The sequence below is a fragment of the Streptoalloteichus hindustanus genome, assembly GCF_900129375.1.
Lineage (GTDB): Bacteria > Actinomycetota > Actinomycetes > Mycobacteriales > Pseudonocardiaceae > Streptoalloteichus > Streptoalloteichus hindustanus.
The window spans coordinates 81,870-101,545 of sequence record NZ_FQVN01000012.1 but is presented as its reverse complement, the minus strand read 5'-3'; the positions used below and the strand labels follow the sequence as shown (position 1 = coordinate 101,545).

At 73.0% G+C, this 19,676-nt stretch carries 17 protein-coding genes; 6 read left to right on the top strand and 11 right to left on the bottom strand.

The window, feature by feature from the left end; genetic code table 11:
- Window positions 1-339: 339 nt before the first annotated feature.
- The gene (locus BUE43_RS27755) at window positions 340-522 is read left to right on the top strand and encodes a hypothetical protein (RefSeq protein ID WP_073488911.1); all 183 of its coding nucleotides are present in this window, start codon (window positions 340-342) and stop codon (window positions 520-522) included.
- Window positions 523-836: 314 nt separating this feature from the next.
- Here BUE43_RS27755 and BUE43_RS27750 read toward each other — a convergent pair whose 3' ends face one another.
- The 3 genes from BUE43_RS27750 to BUE43_RS27740 all read right to left on the bottom strand — a co-directional run bounded on the left by BUE43_RS27750 (window position 837) and on the right by BUE43_RS27740 (window position 4,248).
- Window positions 837-1,526, bottom strand: a complete 690-nt coding sequence (locus tag BUE43_RS27750) for a helix-turn-helix domain-containing protein (protein WP_083960246.1) — start codon at window positions 1,524-1,526, stop codon at window positions 837-839.
- A 599-nt stretch (window positions 1,527-2,125) separates the two neighbouring features.
- A complete protein-coding gene (locus BUE43_RS27745) occupies window positions 2,126-3,565 on the bottom strand; it encodes an FAD-binding oxidoreductase (protein ID WP_083960238.1) in 1,440 nt (479 codons plus the stop codon).
- 86 nt (window positions 3,566-3,651) lie between these two features.
- The gene (locus tag BUE43_RS27740) at window positions 3,652-4,248 is read right to left on the bottom strand and encodes a class I SAM-dependent methyltransferase (RefSeq protein WP_073488907.1); all 597 of its coding nucleotides are present in this window, start codon (window positions 4,246-4,248) and stop codon (window positions 3,652-3,654) included.
- A gap of 712 nt (window positions 4,249-4,960) precedes the next feature.
- On the opposite strand from BUE43_RS27740, the gene BUE43_RS27735 reads away from it, so the two are divergent.
- The 3 genes from BUE43_RS27735 (at window position 4,961) to BUE43_RS27725 (ending at window position 9,749) form a co-directional block, all read left to right on the top strand.
- Window positions 4,961-6,445, top strand: a complete 1,485-nt coding sequence (locus tag BUE43_RS27735) for an FAD-dependent monooxygenase (protein WP_073488905.1) — start codon at window positions 4,961-4,963, stop codon at window positions 6,443-6,445.
- Window positions 6,446-6,552: 107 nt separating this feature from the next.
- Window positions 6,553-7,128: a pyridoxamine 5'-phosphate oxidase family protein gene (locus BUE43_RS27730; RefSeq protein WP_234995962.1), complete on the top strand. Its 576-nt coding sequence runs from the start codon at window positions 6,553-6,555 to the stop codon at window positions 7,126-7,128.
- Between the two features lie 110 nt (window positions 7,129-7,238).
- Window positions 7,239-9,749 (top strand): hypothetical protein, encoded by a 2,511-nt coding sequence (locus tag BUE43_RS27725; RefSeq protein WP_073488901.1) that lies wholly within the window; start codon window positions 7,239-7,241, stop codon window positions 9,747-9,749.
- 386 nt (window positions 9,750-10,135) lie between these two features.
- Here BUE43_RS27725 and BUE43_RS27720 read toward each other — a convergent pair whose 3' ends face one another.
- The 3 genes from BUE43_RS27720 to BUE43_RS27710 form a co-directional block, all read right to left on the bottom strand.
- On the bottom strand, window positions 10,136-10,786 hold the full coding sequence (locus BUE43_RS27720) for a hypothetical protein (protein WP_073488899.1): 651 nt from the start codon (window positions 10,784-10,786) through the stop codon (window positions 10,136-10,138).
- 148 nt (window positions 10,787-10,934) lie between these two features.
- Window positions 10,935-11,855, bottom strand: a complete 921-nt coding sequence (locus BUE43_RS27715; protein ID WP_200797686.1) for an ABC transporter ATP-binding protein — start codon at window positions 11,853-11,855, stop codon at window positions 10,935-10,937.
- Window positions 11,856-12,116: 261 nt separating this feature from the next.
- Window positions 12,117-12,464: a hypothetical protein gene (locus tag BUE43_RS27710; RefSeq protein ID WP_073488897.1), complete on the bottom strand. Its 348-nt coding sequence runs from the start codon at window positions 12,462-12,464 to the stop codon at window positions 12,117-12,119.
- 149 nt (window positions 12,465-12,613) lie between these two features.
- Between BUE43_RS27710 and BUE43_RS27705 the strand changes: the two genes are divergently transcribed.
- Together BUE43_RS27705 and BUE43_RS27700 are read left to right on the top strand one after the other, a co-directional pair.
- Window positions 12,614-13,462 (top strand): helix-turn-helix domain-containing protein, encoded by an 849-nt coding sequence (locus BUE43_RS27705; RefSeq protein WP_073488895.1) that lies wholly within the window; start codon window positions 12,614-12,616, stop codon window positions 13,460-13,462.
- Between the two features lie 5 nt (window positions 13,463-13,467).
- Window positions 13,468-13,680, top strand: a complete 213-nt coding sequence (locus tag BUE43_RS27700) for a DUF397 domain-containing protein (RefSeq protein WP_073488893.1) — start codon at window positions 13,468-13,470, stop codon at window positions 13,678-13,680.
- A gap of 185 nt (window positions 13,681-13,865) precedes the next feature.
- Here the strand turns inward: BUE43_RS27700 and BUE43_RS27695 are convergent, their stop codons facing one another.
- From BUE43_RS27695 to BUE43_RS27675, 5 genes are read right to left on the bottom strand one after another with little or no spacing between them, the layout of a single operon-like run.
- Window positions 13,866-15,095 (bottom strand): MFS transporter, encoded by a 1,230-nt coding sequence (locus BUE43_RS27695; protein WP_073488891.1) that lies wholly within the window; start codon window positions 15,093-15,095, stop codon window positions 13,866-13,868.
- Entirely contained in the window at window positions 15,064-16,302 is a 1,239-nt protein-coding gene (locus BUE43_RS27690; RefSeq protein WP_073488889.1) for an ATP-grasp domain-containing protein, read from the bottom strand. The genes BUE43_RS27695 and BUE43_RS27690 overlap by 32 nt, the downstream gene beginning before the upstream one ends.
- On the bottom strand, window positions 16,295-17,554 hold the full coding sequence (locus BUE43_RS27685; protein ID WP_073488886.1) for an ATP-grasp domain-containing protein: 1,260 nt from the start codon (window positions 17,552-17,554) through the stop codon (window positions 16,295-16,297). The genes BUE43_RS27690 and BUE43_RS27685 overlap by 8 nt, the downstream gene beginning before the upstream one ends.
- Window positions 17,551-18,690 (bottom strand): pyridoxal-phosphate dependent enzyme, encoded by a 1,140-nt coding sequence (locus BUE43_RS27680; protein ID WP_073488884.1) that lies wholly within the window; start codon window positions 18,688-18,690, stop codon window positions 17,551-17,553. Before BUE43_RS27680 ends, BUE43_RS27685 begins: the two co-directional genes overlap by 4 nt.
- Entirely contained in the window at window positions 18,683-19,618 is a 936-nt protein-coding gene (locus BUE43_RS27675) for a GHMP family kinase ATP-binding protein (RefSeq protein WP_073488882.1), read from the bottom strand. The genes BUE43_RS27680 and BUE43_RS27675 overlap by 8 nt, the downstream gene beginning before the upstream one ends.
- Window positions 19,619-19,676: the final 58 nt, after the last annotated feature.

Below are 19,676 nucleotides of genomic sequence, written 5' to 3'. Positions count from 1 at the left end.
AGAACGGAGTGAACAGCGCGGACGGATGCGGCCGACTTTCGGTCACGTCTCTGTCCGGCTGTTCCCGGCGACGTCGACCGCGCGGCACGATTTGTCGGACCGACGTATTCCCCGCATCGCATGACCCAGAGCCGGCACGAAGATCGCCCGTTCTCACCTGCGACGACGGCGACGCGCGCCCGGGAGCGGCTTCCGCGCCGAACGGCGGGTTTCTCGGCCGCCGTGGTCGCCGCATTTCGCGCGTCGGCGTCGTGGCGGGCCGGCTCGGGCGGTCTGCGCGCGCATTTCCGACCGTCCCGTCCGCGCCAGGATCGGGTTCCGCCGCGACAAGAGGAAGACATGCCGATCATTCCCGCGGTCACGCCGAACAACGGTGTGCGAATGCCCCGGCTCGGTCTCGACGTCTTCCGGCTCCCGGAGGCCGACGACACCCCGGTGCGCGCCGCGCTCGAAGCCGGTTACCGGGCGTTCGGCACCGCGACGATCGCCGCCTTCCGCGCCACCCCACCCCGCGGCGCCTGACCCGCCACTCACCTGCCGGAGTACAGCCCCCACCCGTCCCGGGGGGCGAGCCCCGCGACCAGCCTATCGCCGAACGCCCGGCCGCCACGAGGCGAGATTCGTCCGCTGTGGACAACTCGGTGGCATGTGGACAACTCGGCTCACGAAGGTGTGGATCTATCACCAGGGCGGGGCGTTCAAGCTGTCCTCAGTGGACAGAACAGAGCTCGGGAGCGTGGCCGACGGCACGCGCTCCGGCCCGCACCCCGACGACGTGAACTGAGCGATCTGGATCGGACCCCGAGCGGGACCGGGGGAGAGCCGAGGGGCGCGGCCTACCGGCGTCCCCGGCCGGGGCGGCCGGCCTCCACGCCGGGGTGCCGGCGCCCGCCGTGCTCGTCGCCGCGCCGGGTGGGTCCCCGCCGGGGTCGGGGCACCGCGTCGTCCGACGCCTCGGGCGCGCCGACCCCGGCGTCGAACTCCAGCAGGTAGCCGCGGCCCCACGCGGTGCGGATCGCCAGCCCCAGCGGGGCGATCCGTCGCCGGAGCCGCTTGATGTGCAGGTCGAGCGCGTTGCGGCTGGCCGTGCGGTCCCCGTCGGACAGCCGCGCGCGCAACGCCTCCCTGGGCACCAGCGCGGCGAACCGGAGCACGAGCAGCTCCAGGAGCTGCGCCTCGGCCGGCGAGACGGAGATCGACCGCTCGCCCAGGCACAGCACGCCGCTGGGGTCCAGCCGCGGCGTCCGGTGCGCCCGCGCCTTGGCGCGCAACGCCGCCATCCGGGCCAGCAGGTCCTCCCTGGGCACCGGCGCGCGGACCCAGTCCTCCCGGACGTCGGAGCAGATCGGGGCCGCCGACCCCGCCTCCACCACGAGCAGGCGCAGCACGCCCAGCGCCCGGCAGTGCTCCCGCCGCGCGGAGTCGAAGGGCCAGCGCAGGAGCTGGACCTCCTCCCGGTCCCAGCCCGCCGCGCCCGTCGCCCCGGGATCGACCCGGGCGGTCTCGTGCCGTGCGGAGCCCACCATCTCGGACACCCCGTCCCCTTTCTGTGGCCGGTCACGTCCCACCCCACGGGACGAGGACGAACAACGTGGGTGGTCGCGCGGGACGGCGCTGGAGCGGCGGCGGGCCGCGAACCCGATGACTCCTCACCCGTGTTTTCTGGCCGTCTTTTCGTCCCGCGAAATCCGGCCGTATTTTCTGACAATACCCGACAGGGACCGATGCTATGGACGAGGGTGTTCCTCGTCAAGTGCGCTTGTTGTTCTCACAAGGACGGAGTACGGGGCGGCGACAGCGGTGTCAGGACCCGGGGACGAACAGCGGAATCCGTGAGCGCCCGCGCGGAGTAGCGACGGCGGAAAGGAGGACCCGGGAACTGGTGCCGATGGGTGTGACGTGCGGGTCATGCTTGGTGCTCATGTGTTTCTCGTTACGGGAGAGGTCCGGTCGGCGGCGGAGGACAGCGCGATTCGGGTGGCGGTGAAAATATTTCGAACCGTATTGGCCGGTGTTCACCCGTTCACTCGGCCGGATCCTTTCGGTGGGCGTCTCCCCGCGGCGCTCGCCGGCGTCGCGGTCGAGATGTCGAGACGTCGAAAAGGCCGTTCGGACCGGACGCCGCTCAGGGCAGCTCGATCGACTGGGGCAGCCGGAAGAACCCCTCCGGGTCGTACGCGGCCTTCACCCGGCGCAGCCGGGGGTAGTTCGCTCCGTAATAGGCGTGCTGCCAGTTCGGCAGCTTCGGGTCGACGAAGTTCTGGTAGGCGTGCCCGGAACCCCAGCGCCGCAGGGCCTGGAAGCAGCCGTCGATCCACTGCTCGCCGGCCCGTCTGCCCTCGTCGGTCACCCGGGGGTCCATCCCCGTCGAGTAACCGGCGTAGAACCGGTGCGTCCGGTGGGCGAAGGCGGTGGCGTCCGGTGGCACCCGGTTCGCCGCGCCGCCGAACGCGATCAGGTCCAGGTCCCGCGCCTGGCCGGCGCACCGCCCGCGGTCGAAGGCGTCGAGCAACGCGCGGACGCCCTCGCGCGGCAGCACCGACTCCACGAAGTTCCCCCTGGCCAGGGCGAACGCGTAGCGGCTCAGCTTCGCGAGCGGGTTGTGCCCCACGGTGTGGCACTCGGCCACGCTGAAGCCGTCGCAGTCGAACCAGGTCATCAGCGCGCTCCGGTACGACCGGGGCAGGATCGTGCTGTCCGCCGGTTCGGTCCCCACCCGCTCCACCAGACGGTCGAACAGGGGCGGGAGGTCGGCCGGGTCGCCGAACCAGACCCCGGCGGCGCGCAGGCGGGGCTGCCGGCCCTCGGCGGCGTCCGGCATCCCGACGTTCAGCACCGCGGCCAGCTCGTCCGGGGCGTCCGGCGCCCACCGCTGCCACGCGTCGACCACGTCCTCGGCCACCGCCCACGGCCAGACCAGCGTGTAGCTCACGACGTCGCGGGGCACCGGGACGGGGCGGAAGGTGAACTCGGTGACGATGCCGAAGTTGCCGCCGCCCCCACCCCGCAGCGCCCAGAACAGGTCGGGGTGCCGCTCGGCGTCGCACTCCACCACCCGCCCGTCGGCGAGGACCACCGTCGCGGACAGCACGTGGTCGACCGTCAGGCCGTGCGCGCGGCACTCCAGGCCGATCCCGCCGCCCTGTGCCAGCCCGCCCAGGGCCACCGTGGCGCACCACCCGGCGGGCACCGCCAGGTTTTCCCGGAGCGTCCGGTCGTACACGTCGACCAACTGCGCGCCCGCCTCGGCGCGCAACACCCCGTCGGCCAGCTCCACCCGGTCCATCCGGGACAGGTCCACGACGACGCCGGGTCCCGCCGTGTAGCCGGCGTTGCTGTGCCCGCCGCTGCGGGGCACGCACCGGAGCCCGGTCGCGCGGAGGAACGCGACCGCCGCCCGCACGTCCGCCGTCGTCTCGCACAGGACGACCGCCCGTGGGCGGATCTCGTCGAACTGGCGCAGTGCGACCTGCCGCGCCGCGTCGTAGCCGTCGTCCCCTGGCAGGACGAGCTCCCCGTCGAGGCTCCGCCGCAGGGCGCCCCAGTCCGGGTTCGGTGTGGCCATGGATCGTCCTCGCTTCGTCGCGGTGGGGGCGGCGTCGAGCAGGCGTGTCCGGCGGCGCTGGGCGCGGCGTCCCGCGGGGCGCGCGATCAACCCGGCCGGGTGACCACGGTGACCAGGAAGCCCGCCGCCGGGCCGCAGCGCGTCGCGCGCAGCCCGGCGCCCGAAGCCAGGGCGACCATCACGTCCGCGTGCCGCAACCGGGGCAGGCGTCGGGTCAGCCACAGCGACAGCCGGGTGACCGGCCCGGGCGGCGGGTGCTCGACGACGACGCCGGCGCCGCCGGGGCGGAGCACCCTGGCGACCTCGGCGAGCCCGGCCCGCTGGTCGGCCCAGTGCCCGAACGAGGTGGTGCTCACGACGACGTCGACGCTGGCGTCCCCGAGGGGCAGCGCCTCGGCGGCCGCCACCGCGGTCCCGGCCAGGGGCGCCTGCCGCGCCGCGACCGCGACCATCCGGGGCGCGGGGTCCACGCCCAGCAGGCGGGCGTTCGGCCACCGCACGCGGGCGAGCGCCAGCAGCCGGCCGGTTCCGCAGCCCACGTCCAGGAGCACGCCGGGGGACACCCCGGCGGCGGTGACGGCGTCCAGCGCCAGCTCGTGGGCGGGAGCGCATCCCCGGCCGTAACGCGCGTCGTACACCGGCGCGATCCGGTCGAAGGTCCTGACGTGCCCCGGATTGCCCATCGCGTTCCCGTCGTGTGGATGTCGTCGCCGGTCGGCGCGCGTTCTCCCGAACCGGGTGTTCCGGTCACCCCGCCACGGCGCGGTCGGCGACCCGCCCCCGTTGTTCCGGGTGTTGTTCGAGAATGCCTCGCGGCCGGAGATCGGTATTTCCCATTCTCCGGGCGGCCGGTGCCCGGCCGTCGGCGTGCCGTATCGAATTATGGAGTGGCGGTGCGTCGAGCGGCAGCGCCGACCGGGTGAAGGAGCACCGGCGGGACCGCGTCGACTGACTGCGTCAAGTAAAAGGGTCGGCTGACAGGAACTCGACCGCACTCGGGGAGCCTCTTCCGGTCGTCCCACCGGCGCTGTTGATCTCTCCTCGTCGCCGTCAGCACAGGTGGGGAGGGTTTCAGCGGGGTCGGTAGGCCCTACTAGCGGTGACCGTGGCCGGACGGCGGGCGGGTGCGGACGGGATCTCCGGTCAGCGCGGAAAGAATCCTGTCATTGTTCTGTCCTGGCCGTCGCCGACGATTCTTCGGTGGCAATAGTGTTTCCCGGGCCCGTTCCGGTGATCAACTCGGGCGCGGTTCGGCCATGGCTGTCTCCGAACCCGACGACAACGCGCGGAAGAACGGCACGAGAACCGCGGACAACGGCTGACGACGGCTGGCAGCCCCTGACAGCGGCTGACAACGGGATGGCGGGGCATCGCCGGCGGGCGGAGGGAGCGCTGATGGGTTCCGTGCTCGTGGTGGGCGCCGGGCCGACCGGGCTGGCGCTGGCCGCCGAGCTCGCCGGCGCCGGCGTGCCCTGCCGGGTGCTGGAGAAAAGGCCCCGCCGCTCGCCGTGGTCCCGCGCGTGCGGGGTGGAGCCGCGCACGATGGAGCTGCTCGACCTGCGCGCCGACGTCGCGGACCTCCTCGACCGGGGCCTGCCGTGGGCGCGTCAGCCCGTCGGCGACGGCCGGGCCTTCCTCGACTACGGCCGGCTGGACACCCCGTACCCCTACATTCTGATCATCCCGCAGCAGCGCACCGAGGAGGTGCTGGAGGCACGGGCGGAGCGGGCCGGCGCGGAGGTGGTCCGCGACGTCCGCGTGGTGGGCCTGGAGCAGGACGACACCTCGGTCACGCTGACCGTGACCGGGCGGCGGGGGACGTGGACCGAGCGGGCGGACTTCGTCGTCGGCTGCGACGGCGTCCGCAGCGCGGTGCGCGAGCTGGCCGGCATCCGCTTCCACGGCCGGGCCCACGCGCAGTCCCTGGTCGTCGCCGACGTCCGGCTGGCCCACCCGCCCGAGCCGGCGGTCGACGCGCGCATCACCGGGCGCGGCATGGTGGCCGTCTTCCCGTTCGGCGACGGGCTGCACCGGCTCATCGTCCTCGACCACGACCGGATGGCCGTCCCGGTCGACCAGCCGGTGACCGTGCCGGAGCTGCGGGACAGCGTGGTGGCGATCTTCGGCCGCGACCTGGGCGTGCGCGACCCGGAGTGGATGTCCCGGTTCCGGTGCGCCGAGCGGCAGGCCGACCGGTACCGCAGGGGGCGCGTGCTGCTCGCCGGCGACGCCGCGCACACGCACAAGCCCTCGGGCGGCCAGGGCCTGCAACTGGGCATCCAGGACGCGGTCAACCTCGGCTGGAAGCTCGCGGCCGAGGTGGCCGGCTGGGCGCCGGCCGGTCTGCTGGACAGCTACGAGCGGGAGCGCTGGCCGATCGCCGAGCGGATGCTGCGCAAGGCCGAGCTGGCGTACCGGTACGAGACCGCGAACTCGGCGCTGGCCAGGGCCGCGCGCCAGGTGGGGTACTGGCTGATGCGGGTCGGTCCGTTCCAGCTCCCGGTCGTCCGGCAGTTCGCCGGGTTCACCCTGCGCTACCCGCCGCCGCCGGGCACCGGGAGCCACCGGCTCGTCGGCCGGCGGCTCCCCGACGCGCGGCTGCGGACCGACCACGACGTCGTCCGGCTGCTGGAGCTGTTCCGGCGGCACCGGTTCGTGCTGCTCGACCAGACCGGCGGAGCCGCCGGCGCGTGCGCGTCCGGTTGGGCCGACCGGGTGGACGTCGTGCGGGCCGAGGTCCTCGACGGGCGCCGGTGGCCGGAGGTCGTGTTGTTCCGGCCGGACGCCTTCGTCGCGTGGGCGGGCTCGCGGTCCCGGCTGGGCCGGTTGCCGGACGCTCTGCGGAACTGGTGCGGCGAACGGGGTTCGGGCGTGGCCTGAGGGTTCGCCCGGTCCCGGGGTGATCACACGAACGGACGGGTCGGGCGCCACTGAACCGAGTGATCTCGATGCCGGGAGGCGCCGCCGATAGCGGTCCTGTGATGGCGATGCGTGCCCCCTCGTCCGGCTCTCCAGGGTCGGCGGCCGACGCCGGTGGCGGGGCGGTGCCGTGGCGGCGGTTCGCGGACGAGGCGCCCGACCTGGCCGGGGCGGTGCGGGACCGGCTGCTCGCCGCCCGGCACCACGTGCTGGCGACCCTGCGCCGCGACGGCTCGCCGAGGGTCAGCGGCACCGAGGTGGACTTCCACGGCCCCGACCTCGTGCTCGGCTCGCTGTGGGGCGCGGTGAAGGCCCAGGACCTGCGGCGGGACGGCCGGTTCGCGGTGCACGCCAACCCGGGCGACGGCTCGATGCGCGGCGGCGACGCGAAGGTCGCCGGCCGGGCGGTCGAGGTGCGGGACCCGGCGGAGCTGCGGGCCTTCGTGGCGGCGGCCCGGCCGCTGGAGCCCTTCCAGCTCTTCCGGCTGCTGCTCACCCAGGCCGTGCTGACCACGCCGGCCGCCGACGGCCAGCACATCCTGGTCGAGAGCTGGTGGCCGGGCTCCCCGGTGGTCCGGTTCGCCCGGTTCCCGAGCTACCCGCCGCGCCGGCTCGACGACCAGGACCCCGCGCCCCGAGGCTGACCGTCCACTGTGGACGATGAGGGGTGAATGCCGCCCCTGGCGGGTGAAGTCCCCGGCACGCCGGCCCCGGTTGCCGCCGACCGCCGAGGGAGCTCGGCCACGCTGGCGTCATGGTGGGCGCGGCTGGTGCGGGCCGGAGGGCGTCGGGACCCGCCCTCTCCCGGAGAGCGGTTCTGGGCGTCGCCGGCGGCGCCCTCGTCGGCGGGTCGCTGACCCACCTGGCCTCGCCCGCCCGGTCCGACCCGCCGCTGCCGGGGACCGGCCACGGGGACGCGGTCGGCGGGCCGGGGGAGCCCAACGCCGCCCTGGCCGCGCTGTGGTGGGGCGACCAGCGCCAGGTGTGGACACCGGTGGGGTGGAAGGACCACCTGTTCCGGTTCAACGTCCTCTACGACGGCACCGTCCTGTGCGAGCCGGGACCCGCGTGGTCGAGCAAGCCCAACGTCGAGCCCTACCGGGACCGGAACTTCCAACTCGGCTTCGTGCCCTGGCCCGACGGGATCGCGCCGGCCCTGCCGGACCGGCGCTTCTACCCCTACCGCGAGGACATGGGCTTCGGCGTCCAGGGCTGGGACCCGGCGCACGCCGCGCCCGTCCTGTGGACCGAGCACCGCCTCCAGGAGGGGCTGGTGCTCCGCCAGTGGATCTTCGCGCACATCCCCGGCGGCGGGGCCGTGCGGACCGCCGTCGAGCCGCTGTACGCGTGGGTGCGGCTCTCCGTGGAGCACGTCGACGAGCGCCGCGCCCCCGCGAGCTTCCCCGTGGCCGTGCGGCTGTCCCGCCGCTACCTGGTCCACCACGCGCCCTACCTGTTCCAGGACGGGGTGGTGCTGGAGGCCCGCCCCGAACTGGCCCCGCTGGAGGAGAACAGGGGGGAGCTGCCGCACGCCGAGACGGTTCCGGCCGGCGACGGCGAGATCGTCTACGTCCTGAACCAGGCCGGCGAGGTGCGGCTGGCGGCCGGACCCGCCGAGCCCGGCTCGGTCACGTTCGGCCCCGGCGCGAACACCGGCGTCTTCAACCTCGCCGTCGTGCTGCCGGGCCGCAGGGGGGCGCGCGTCGACCTGCTCCTGCCGATGCTTCCCCAGCCCCGCGCCGACTTCGACGCCGAACTGGCCGTGGGCTTCGACCGGGCGCTGGCCGAGGCCGACGCGTTCTGGGCCCGCCCGCCGGGGGTCGCCTCGATCACCACACCCGAGCGGCAGGTCAACGAGCTGTTCCTGCGCAGTCCCGCGTTCGCCGAGGTGCTCGCCGAGCGCAGCCCGGAGAACGGGCTGTTCACCTTCCTCACCGCGTCCTTCTCCTACGACGTGCTGTACAGCACGCCGACCTCGATGGTCGCCCACATGTTCCTGGACCCGTTGGGCTGGCACGAGGTCGTGGACCGGCACCTGGAGGTCTACCGGGCCACGCAGGGCGCCGAGCGCGCGCCCGGCCCCGCCTACCCGCACCACCCCGGCTACCTCGCCTCGCCCGGCTACCTGCGCGCCTACGACTGGCTGTCCGACCACGGCGCGGTGCTGCTCTCGGTCGCGACGCACGCGTTGCTCAGCGGCGACGAGGACTTCGTCCGCCGGTGGCGCGACCCCGTCGTGGCGGGCTGCGAGTTCCTCAGGGACGTCTGCGCGATCACCGACCACGACGGCGTCAGGGGCCTGATGCCGCCGGGAGTCGCCAACGACGAGCTGACCATCGTCCAGGCCATCTCCACGCAGGCGTGGAACTACAAGGGACTCACGACGGCAGTGCGCATGTTGCGCGCGTGCGGGCACTCCAGGGCCGACGAGTTCGCCGCCTTCGCCCACCGGTTCCGGGAGACCTTCGTCGACGCCTACCGGGCGCTGTGCGCCGCCGCGCCGAAGTGGACCGCCCCGGACGGCAGCCGCCACCCGGTGCCCCCGGTCAGCTTCACCCCCAAGCCGGACAACATCTTCCACGAGGCGTTCATGCTCGACAGCGGGCCGCTGGTCCTGGTGTGGGCCGGCCTGCTCCCCGCCGACGACGAGCTGATGTCGTCCTGTCGCGAGTACTTCCGCGTCGGCCCCAACACCCGGCTGTACGGCGTGCGCGCCAACCCGATCGTGCGGCCGGTGCTCGTCCACGAGATCTCGTCCTGCGAGCCCTGCTACAGCTGGAACATCGTCCACTCCTGGCAGCTCGGCGAGCGCGGGCGCTTCCTGGAGGGGATGTACAGCCTGCTGTTCGGCGGCATCTCCCCGCAGACCTTCATCTCCAACGAGCACCGGCACGGCGTCTACGGCAACCTGTTCACCCACCCGCTGCTGACCTGGTGCGTGCGCGCCGCCGTGGTGGACGACGAGATCGCGCCGGACGAGCTGCACCTGCTCCGGCTCTGCCCGCTGGCCTGGATCAGCGCCGACACCGAGTCCGCCTTCGAGCGGATGGCCACCTGCTTCGGCCCGGTGACGCTGCGGTTCCGTCTCGACCAGAACCACGTGCACGGCACGACACTGGACGTCAGCTACCGGGGCGCGTGGCGGGTTCGACCGGAGGCTGTCGTCGTCCACGCCCCGCCGTGGCCCGGTCTGACCACGTTGCGGGTCAACGGGGTGAACCACCGGGTGCGCCCGGGACACCCCGTGCGGCTGCCTCCTGCGTAGCGGAAGATGACGGTGGCGACGGAGAAGCTGCGCGCGGAGACTTCGGTCCACTGAGGACGGCGGTGGGTGGTTTCCCCGGCCTCGCACCTGCTTGACGCGTGTTGGACCTTCTCCGCCGAAGGTTTGTCCTCTTTGGACAGCAACCGCTCGGTTCACTGACCCCGCGACGTTCCTCCACCTCGCAGGAGCACCGAGCAACGCTCACTCGATGGTGTGCTTTCCCCGCTACCTCGGCAGATCTCCGGGAAATCTGTCAGTCCGCCCTGAAACACTGGAAGTGGGGGTTCCCCCAATACATAAGAGGTGTCGCGCGCGAGGCGCCCGCCCGCACGAGCGCGCTGGGACCAGAGCCCACGGCCGCGCCGTCGCGGTTTCCGGTCGCACGTTCAGTCGCGGCGTCGACCGAGAACGAGCACCGCGCCCGCCGCCGCTGCCACCATCGCGACCGCGACGACCGCGACTCCGACCAGCGTCGCGGCCTCGTGCGTCGCCGAGTTCGTTCCCAACAGCCGCAACGAGATGGCCACCGGCGACACTCCCGAGCCCAGCAACGCGGCCAGCACCAGCCCGCAGCCGACGAGGGACGCGGTGCCGACCTTGGAGACCAGCGGTCGGCCGCAGACCAGGCCGATGGCGATGCCGACGAGGCCGCACGTCAGGTGGGCCACCGCCCCGGCGCCCAGCTCGGCCGCGCTCGCCGCGCCGTGGGCGAGCTGGGGCCACAGGAGGCAGAGCGCGACGTTGGCGACCAGGTACAGCAGGCAGGCCGTGATCTCGGCGACCAGCACCCGGAGCGGGCCGCCGGCGGCGACCAGGGTGACGCCGCGCTGCTCCGGGGTCTCCAACCCCCTGGCGTTGATCGCGAACCAGGCCGTGACCGGCACGAGGAGGCCGGCGGTGAGCACGTAGGCCGGCATCGCCGGCCCGGGGTCGTCGCTGTACAGGATCGCCAGCGCGACGAGCAGGACGAAGGTCGGCGGCAGGTACCGCTGGCTCAGTCCCACGTGGGCCAGGACGTAACGGACGAGGGCGGTCACGGCTGTCTCCTGCTGGCGGGCGGGGTGTGCGCGTCGCCCTGGTGCGGGCGCGCGCGGACGGGACGGAAGTGGCTGGCGTGTTCTCCGGAGCCGCGAGGGGAGCCGGTGATCCTCAGGGCGTGGGGAGTCCGAAGAGGACGGACGCGGGTCACCGCTCGGTGCGGGAGTGGTTGGCGGCGACCTCGGTGGCCCCGCTCACCTCGGCGACTTCGCTGACCTCGTGCACCGACCACCCGCGCCGCAACGCCTCGGCGAGCAGGGCGTCGGTGTTCTCGCGGGCCACACGGAGATCGACGAGGTCGGGTTCGGTCGGCCTCGCGGTGTCGGCGCGCTCGTCCGGGATGACCACCCCTGGCCAGTTCTCCCAGGCGCCAACGGCCTTCGCGGTGCGCCGAAGCCGGACGTGCACGACGGGGGCGGCGGCCCGGTGGCGAGCCGGCGGTGCGGTGGGAGAAACCTCCTCCACCGTCACGCGTCCGCCCGCGACCCGGGCCACCGCGCCGACCACCGACGGGTCCAGCGAGTCGGTGTGGTCGGTGACCACGACGATTCCGCCGTCCTGGCGGGTCTCGTCGATGACCTCGGCCAGGACGTCGTGCGCGGCGGCGTCCAACCCGGACCAGGGCTCGTCCAACACCAACAACCTCGGCGGGACGAGAAGTGCCTGCGCCAGCGCGACCTTCTGGCGGTTTCCCTTGGACAGGGCGCGCAACGGCCCGTCCGGGTCGCCCTGCACCGCGAACCGCTCCCAGAGCCGCTGGACCCGTCGGGTCGCGCCCGCCGCGTCCATCCCGCGCACGCGGGCCATGTGCCGCAGGTAGGCGCGGCCGGACATCCCGCCCTGGACGGGGAACTGCTCCGGCACGTAGGCGGCGACGCTCGGCCGGTGCAGGACGCGGCCGGTGGTCGGCGGCGAGATCCCGGCGACCACCCGCAGCAACGTGGACTTGCCGGCGCCGTTCGCCCCGCGCACCGCGGTGACCTCGCCGGCGCGCAGGCTCAGTGTCACGCCGGACAGGACCCACGGCCCCTTGCCGAAACGTTTGCCGACCCCGTCGAGCCGCACCACGACGCCACCTCCCCAGCAACCACGTCACACGAGTATTTCTCGCATTACGTGAGCCCCCGGTGAGCTGGCGAAAACGCGCTCGGGAACGCGCTCGGGGTGGTCCGCGTCCTCCTCTGTCGCGTTCGTCGGGCGGTCGCCGGGTGGTTCGGCCCGGGCCCGTGGGCGACCGGCTCCTGGCCGGTTCGTTGTTGGCTCACGAAATTACCGAGAAAACGTCGTATTTGTTGTGACAATGGATTTGGCGGCCGGTGGAACGGCGCGTCAAACCAGTGCCGCGGCGGCCGCCGGCGCGCTCTCCGCGTTCCGTTCCGCGATCTCCTCCGCCGGAATCGACAGGGGGACGTCGCACACCCGAACGGTCTTCGCCCCGCTCCGCCCCGTGAGCCGCCACACCCGCACCAACCAGCGCTGTCCCGGCTCCGTGGGGTGCTTGAGGGCGAACTCCTCGAACAGGGCACGGGTGTAATCCGTTGCGGTGGTCCGCATTTGGCGCTGGACCGTCCGGCCGATGTAGAAGCCGTGATCGTTGATTTCCTCGGCGTGCACGAGGACTCGTTGGCCTCGTTTGATCTGCCAGTACTCGATCCGGTGCCAGTGGTCCAGGTCCATGTGCTCGCCCTCTCTCCGGGTGGGGCCGCCGACAGGTCTCAGAAAGTACGACCAGGAATCCTGGTCGGAAATCCCCTGACTGGGGGCTCTCCGCAGGTTGGTGGGCATCGGGCACACTTAGCCCCGCCTGAGCGAAGGGAGGTTGCCGGATGGCGGCAACGAGCCCCGGTCCCGCGGTGCAGCGGCTTCTGTTGGGCGAGCGACTGCGGGTGCTCCGGGAGGCGGCGGGCATCGCCGCCGAGGACGCCGCACGCAAGCTCGAGTGGTACCGGGCGAAGATCAGCAAGGTCGAGACCGGCGCGGTGCGGGTCACCGACGCCGAGGTCGAGCGACTGCTTGAGCTCTACCGGGTCGGCTCAGCCGAGGCCAGACAGGTGCGCAAGCTCGCGAAGGAGTCCCGGCGGAAGAACCCGCCGGCGAGGGTGCCCGACTGGGCGAAGCAGTTCGTCAGCCTGGAATCCAGCGCCGACGAGATGGAGATCTTCTACGGGGAGTTCATCCCCGGGCCGTTCCAGACACCGGAGTACGCCAGGGCGATGCTGTCCATGTCGGTCGTGGTCGCCCCCGCCGAGATCGACCGGATGGCCGAGGCCAGAGCCCGTCGCTCCCAACGTCTGTCCTCATCGGACGCCCCCAGGGTGTGGGCGGTGTTCGGCGAGGAGGCGCTGCTCCGACGGATCGGCGGCCCCAAGATCCTGCGCGGCCAGCTCTGCCACCTGCGTCAGCTCGCCGCGCTGACCAACGTCACCATCCAGATCATGCCGCTGGCCAGTGGCGCGCACGTCGCGCTCGGCGCGCCGTTCACCCTGCTCTCGTTCGAGAGGGCGGGGGCCACGATCGTCTACGTGGAGAGCCTGACGGGCGCGGACTACCTCACGCGCCCGCAGCACACGAAGGCGTTCCGGCTGGCGTTCGACCGGTTGCGCGTGGCCGCGCTCGGCGAGTTCGAGTCGTTGGCCATGATCGACCGGCATCTCGCGGAACTCGACAAGGAGTAGATCAAATGTGGGTCCCGGCCCCGTCCCTGACCGGTGCGTCCTGGCGCACGTCCAGCTACACGAGCGGCGCCAACAACTGCGTGGAGGTGGCGGACTTCCCGACCGTCGCCGCCGTGCGGGACTCGAAGAACCCCACCGGACCCGCGCTGTTGTTCGCGCGGTGTGAGTGGGCGTCCTTCGTCCGAACCGTCCGAAGTGGACAGTTGGACCTGGGCTGACGGACGAGTCGGGGCCCGGCCTGGTGGGACGCGCCGCGTCCACCACGCCGGGCCCCGGCACGTCGGCCCCCAGCGGTCGGCCCCAGTGGTCGTCACAGTGTCAGATCCGGCGCCGCCGGCGGGCTCGGCGTCGGACTGACTCACCGGGGGACCGAAAGCCTTGGCCCACAAGGTGTTCTGCCGCCTCATCGCCGGACCAGGAGCCCGCCGACGAGCGCGACGAGGCCGCACTGCGCGGCGCAGACCACCCAGAACCACCGGTCGCCGCCGCCGGCCACGGCCAGCTCGTAGAGCTGCCCCCCGACGACGCCGCTGACGAAGGCGCCGACGCCGGCGGCGAGGCGTTGTTGGCCGAAGGCCAGCGCCGGCCGGTCCGGCGACCGCTCCAGCGCCGCCAGCTCGTTCTTCAGGAACAGCACCACCTCGCCGAGCGTGATGAGCGCGGTTCCCAGGAACACGGCCACCAGCCCGGCCTGCGCCAGCACCGCCATCCCGCAGCCGAACGCCGCGAAGGAGACCGCGATCGCCCACCGGTAGGACAGCTTCCCGATCGCCTTGGCCGCCAACGGTTGCAGCAGGATCACGCCGCCGGCGTTGACCAGCAGGAGCAGGCTGTAGACCTCCGGCGAGTGGTGCGCCGCCGTGAAGACTCCCATGTAGTTCTGGAAGAACATGTAGACGTAGATGGTCAACGCGTTGACCAGGAACGGCGCCGTGAGCGCCGAACGGCCCGCCGCCGCCAGCAGAACCTTCGCCCCGGGCGGCGCGTCGGCCGCCGACCCGCCGTCCCCGGACGCCTCGGGCTCATCCGCCGCCGGCTCGCCGGCGAGCACGACGACGTGGCAGACGGTCATCACCACGAAGATGCCGGTGGTGACGCCGAAGACGAGCAACGGCGCGTCCAGGATGAGCAACCCGGCCACCAGCGGTCCCAACGCCATGCCGGCGTTGAGCGCGGAGTTGCTGACCGACAGGAACAGCGGTTTCCGCTCCTCGTCGGTGCTCCGGACGATGTAGGCCTTGTTCGCCGGGAGGTACAGCGCCGCGCCGCACGCCGTGAGCAGGAGCGCGGGCACCGCGGCGGCGGACCAGGCCATGGCGGCGACGAACAACGCGAACCCGGCCGTGCGCACGACCAGCGCGAGCACCATCGTGCGCTTGAGCCCGAGCCGCTCGGCGACCGCGCCGCCGACCACGCCCCCGGAGAACTGGATGAGCGAGGCGGCGGCGAGCACGAACCCGACCCAGCCCAACGACATGCCGAGCCGCTGGTGCAGGAAGATCGACATGAACGGCAGCACCATGAAGCTGCCGAACGGGATCAGGAACGAGCTGGCGATCAGGAACCGCAGCCCGGGCGGCAGGCGCGGTCGCCGCGTCGACTCAGAACCCGGGATGCCAGAGGCGACCGTCATCGAACTCCACCCAGAAGGCGCGGCCGACCTCGCGCATCAGCGCGTACGCCGCGTCGTGGTCCGGCGCGTCCAGCAGGGCGTACCCGCCCCGCTGCGTGTTGTCGGTGATCTCCTTGAGCACCCGGCCCGGCGTCAGGTTGGTGTCGGCGTCCAGCACTCCCGGCAGCCGGCGCACGTCCGCGATGTCGGCGACCCGCCGCACCGTGCCCGCGGGGGGCAGGAACGGGAGGAACACGCCCACGCGGTCGCTGTCCGGAAGGTGCGGGGCGGTGACCGCGGGGTCGACCAGGCCGCGCAGCGCGAGGTCGATCTGGCCGACGCCGGTCGTCCGCTCGGTCATCAGCCAGATGCGGTCCCCGCCCACCCTGGTCTGCGACTCGATCACCCCGGGCCGGCCGTCCGGCCCGACCTTGATCTCGGTGTGCGCGACGCCCCAGGTCATGCCGATCGCGGTCAGGAACTCCCGCGCCGTCCGGACCACCTCGTCCCGCACCCGCTCGAACCCGGGCGGCGGCGGCACCATCGTGTAGCTGCCGAGCGAGTACGGGTAGCCGACGAGTTTGGTGTAGGAGAAGGTGATCACGGAGTGCTCGCCGTTCAGGGTGAGCGACTCCACGCTGTACAGCTCGTCGCTGTCGACCAGTTTCTCCGCCACGTACTGGCCGTCCCGCAGCCAGCCGGGGCTGGCCATGGCCGCGGCCAGCTCCTCAGCCGAGCGGATCTGCCGGACGCCCACGCTCGCCGCGCCGGCCACCGGCTTCACGATGATCGCCGGGCCGTGCTCGGCGTGGAAGCGCTCGACGTCGGCGGGGGTGGCGACCAGCCGCCACGGCAGGGCCAGGGACGGCACCCCGGCCAGCACCCGCCGCGTCCAGTCCTTGTGCCGGGTCACCGCGACCGGCCACAGCTCGGGCCCGGGCACGCCGAGCGCGTCGGCGATCACCGCGGCGCTCTCCAGCCCCAGCTCGGTGAACGAGGCCACCGCCGTGACCGGCCGCTCGGCGTGCAGCCGGCGGGCCAGCGCGAGGCACACGGTCACCTGGTCGACCGCGACCTCGTGCACCGAGGCGCAGCGCTCCAGCACGGCCGGGTCCAGCCCGCCGCCGGCGGCGGTCGGGCCGAGGTAGCTCACCGCGAAGCCGGCGTCGACCGCCTTCGCGATGACCTCGGTCCAACCGCCCACCACCACCAGGTGCGGCTCAGCCACGCTCGGGCTCCCCTTCGGTGTCGGCCTCGGCGCCGGTCACGCGCACCCGCAGCTTGCCGGCCGCGGACAGGACGTTGTGCAGGGCCAGCTCGGCCGTCTCGCCCTCGGCCAGCACGATCCCCACCGAACCCCGCTGGTCGGTCAGGTGCTCCACCCGCCGCCCCTCGGCGGCCGTGGGCAGCAGGGCGGGCGAGCCGGGGTGCCCCGGCAGCCGGTCCAGCCCGTCGACGCCGCGGAACGTCCCGACCCGGTCGGCGTACAGCAGCACCTGCGCCACGCCCCGGACGGGCTTGAGCGGCGCGTCCATCAGCGCCGGCCGCCGGCCGAGGGCCAGGTCGACGAAGGCGTCGTAGATGTTGAGCTCCAGCGAGCGGCTCACCGCCTCGCCCACCAGCGCGCCGCCCAGCCGGGGGTTGATCTCCACGACCTCGGGGCCGTCGGCGGTCAGGACGAACTCGGTGTGCGCGAAGCCGTCGTCGAAGCCGACGGCGGCCAGCACCCGGGTGATCCAGTCGGCCAGCTCGGCGGCCCGCTCCGGCGGGAACGCCACCGGGAAGGACAGCGACTCCTCGCGGAAGTGCGGCTCGGCCGACAGGCCCCGGCTGGAGACACCCAGCAGGCGCGTCTCGCCGTCCCAGGTCAGCGTCTCGGCGCTGAAGAGCGGGCCGGCGAAGTACGGCTCGACGAGCAGCGCGCCGCGCAGCCGCGCCGCCCGCCCGGCGGCCAGCACGTCGTCCAGGTCCTCGGGCCCGCCGAGCAGCCAGACGTTCTGGCTGCCGGTGCCCGCGGTGTCCTTCACGATCGCCGGGTAGCTGACGCGCGGCGCCAGCTCGGCGGCCGTGGTCGTGGCCGGGTCGAAGGCGTGGCTGGCGCCCCGGCTGAGGCCGGCGCGGTGCAGGTGGTCGCGCAGCCGGGCCTTGTCGCGCACCAGGCGGACCGCGGCCGGCGCGGGCCCGGGCAGGCCCAGCTCCGCCAGCAGGTCCAGCGCCACCAGGCTCCAGGTGTCGGTCGAGCTGATCAGCCCGCGCAGGTCGGGCACCTCGGCCAGCGCGCGCCGCACCGCGTCGGTGTCGAAGGTGTCGACGTCGACCACGTCCAGCGGCGCCGAGGGGTCGGCCGCCAGCCGGTCCAGCTCGTACCGGTAGACGTCGCGGCCGCAGGTGAGCAACCGCAGCCGGTGGTCGCGGGCGCGGACCGCGTCGACCAGCCGGCCGAGGCCGAACGTGAGCGCCTCCAGGGAAACCAGCGTCACCGGACTGTCTCCTCCATGATTCCGTTGATCTCGCTGCGCGCGGCGGCCCCCGCGTGGGCGGCCCCGTTGGCGGCGGCCGGGCCGTCGGCGTCGGCGTTGGTGTCGGCGTCGCCGTCGGGCGCCGCGGCGAAGGGCCGGCGGTTCCACGCCATGACCGACCACGGGAACGCCAGCTCGGCCAGGCTCGACACCCGCCGGGGGGCCAGGCCGTCCAGCGACAGGGCGTCCTCGTGCCCGGCGAAGACCTGGTCCAGGTAGCGGTGGCCGGTGTCGGCGGCGATGAACAGGTGGTTCCGCTCCGGGTGGTGGGCGGCCTCCCACCGGGTCACCAGGTAGCCGCACCCGGTGGACAGCCCGGCGAAGATCGCGTGCCGGCGGAGCAGCTCGACGCTGGCCGCGCGGGCGTGGTCGAAGCTCACCCAGTGCATCGTGTCGTACAGCTCGTGCCGCACGTTGCGGAACGGGATCGAGCTGCCGATGCCCGCGATGATGACGTCGGGGTCCTCGATGTGCTCGCTGCCGAAGGTCACGCTGCCGAACGGCTGGATGCCCACGAGCCGCACGCCGGGGTCGGTCTCGCGCAGCGCGGTGACCAGGCCGCCGGTCGAGGCGCCGGAGCCCACGCCGCCGACCACGGTCAGCCGGCGGCCGCCGATCTCCCGGCGCACGATGTCCGCGAACTCGCGGTAGCCGAGGTAGTGGATGTCGTTGTGGTACTGCTGCATCCAGTAAACCGCGCCGTCGCCGGGGTTCGCCTCGCTGTCGCGCAGGATCTGTTGGATGCGCTCGACGCGTTGTTTCTGGTCGAGTTTCAGGCTGGCCGACGGGCGTACCTGTTCCACCGTCGCGCCCAGGATCTCCAGCTGGGTCCGCAGCGTCCGGTCGACCGTCGTCGAACCGACGATGCGGCACTTCATCCCGTATTTGTGGCAGGCCATCGCCAACGCGTACGCGTAGATACCGCTGGAACTGTCGATGAGCGTGTCGCCCCGACGCACCCTGCCGGTCTCCAATAAGTGGCGGACCGCCGCGAGCGCGGAATAGACCTTCATCGTCTCGAACCGCGCGACGAACACGTTGTCGGTGAGCCGCACGATGTCCGGAATCTTGATGGCGTCGGCGATGTGGTCAAACATCCCGCCAGCCTCCTCGGGCGAAGTGGCACTGTTGGCCGAGCTCGCGAAAGAACGCGGAAAGGTCGTCCATCCGGGATCTGTCGGGTCGTTCCCGGAACAGGTAACCGATGATGCTGCCGGTGTGGGCCACGAAGATTCCGTCCGCCAGGAACGTCCGCTGGTTGGCCCGCACCTCGTCGAAGTGGCGCTTGGGCACGACGAGCTGGCCGAGCTCGGCGCTGCGGGTCGAGCTCCTGCCGAGCGCGCCGACGTCGCCGACCCGGAAGGCGGCGACCAGCTCGCCGAGGCAGTCCTCGTAGGCCGCGGCGTGCCGCCCGTAGTGGGCGAGCAGCTCGTCGCCGAGGTCCTCGGTGTCCACCGAGCCGTCCTCGGTGGTGTAGCAGGTGTAGAGGCCGACGTGGTCGCCGAAGTGGTGCACGACCTCGTGCCGGCCGCTGAGGTAGAGCGCGAACTCGTCGAGGAAGACGCTGTCCGCGCGTTCGATGCCGGCCAGGGCGGCCCGCACCAGGCGCTGGTCGTAGGCCAGGTCGAACAGCCGGAACAGGCAGCGCAGCGTCGCGACCACGTCCGCGGTGGAGCTGGCCATCCCGGCGCCGACGGCCAGCTCGGTGTGGAAGTCCCACCGGCCGGGGGGCAGCCGCAGCCCGAAGTGGTCGAGGAAGAACTCGACGGCGCGCTGCGACTTGCTCCGGCCCGCGGCGGCCAGGTCGGCCCCCGCCCCGTTGGCGCGGTCTCCGCCGGTGCGGACGCCGTCGTCCTCGGTGAAGTAGACCCAGCTGAACCGGTCGACGGGCAGCGAGACGATCGCGATCTCGGAGCGGTCGCCGCGCCGGAAGGGGCCCTGGAAGAGCTCGCCCAGGGTGCCCTGGCAGACCCCGGAGTGCACCTTCGGCCGGGCTCTGGCCGCGAGGGTCGGAATGGTCGTCATCTCTCTCCCGGACCGCTCAGGACGAACTCACGGACGAGGTCACCGCCCACGGCAGAAT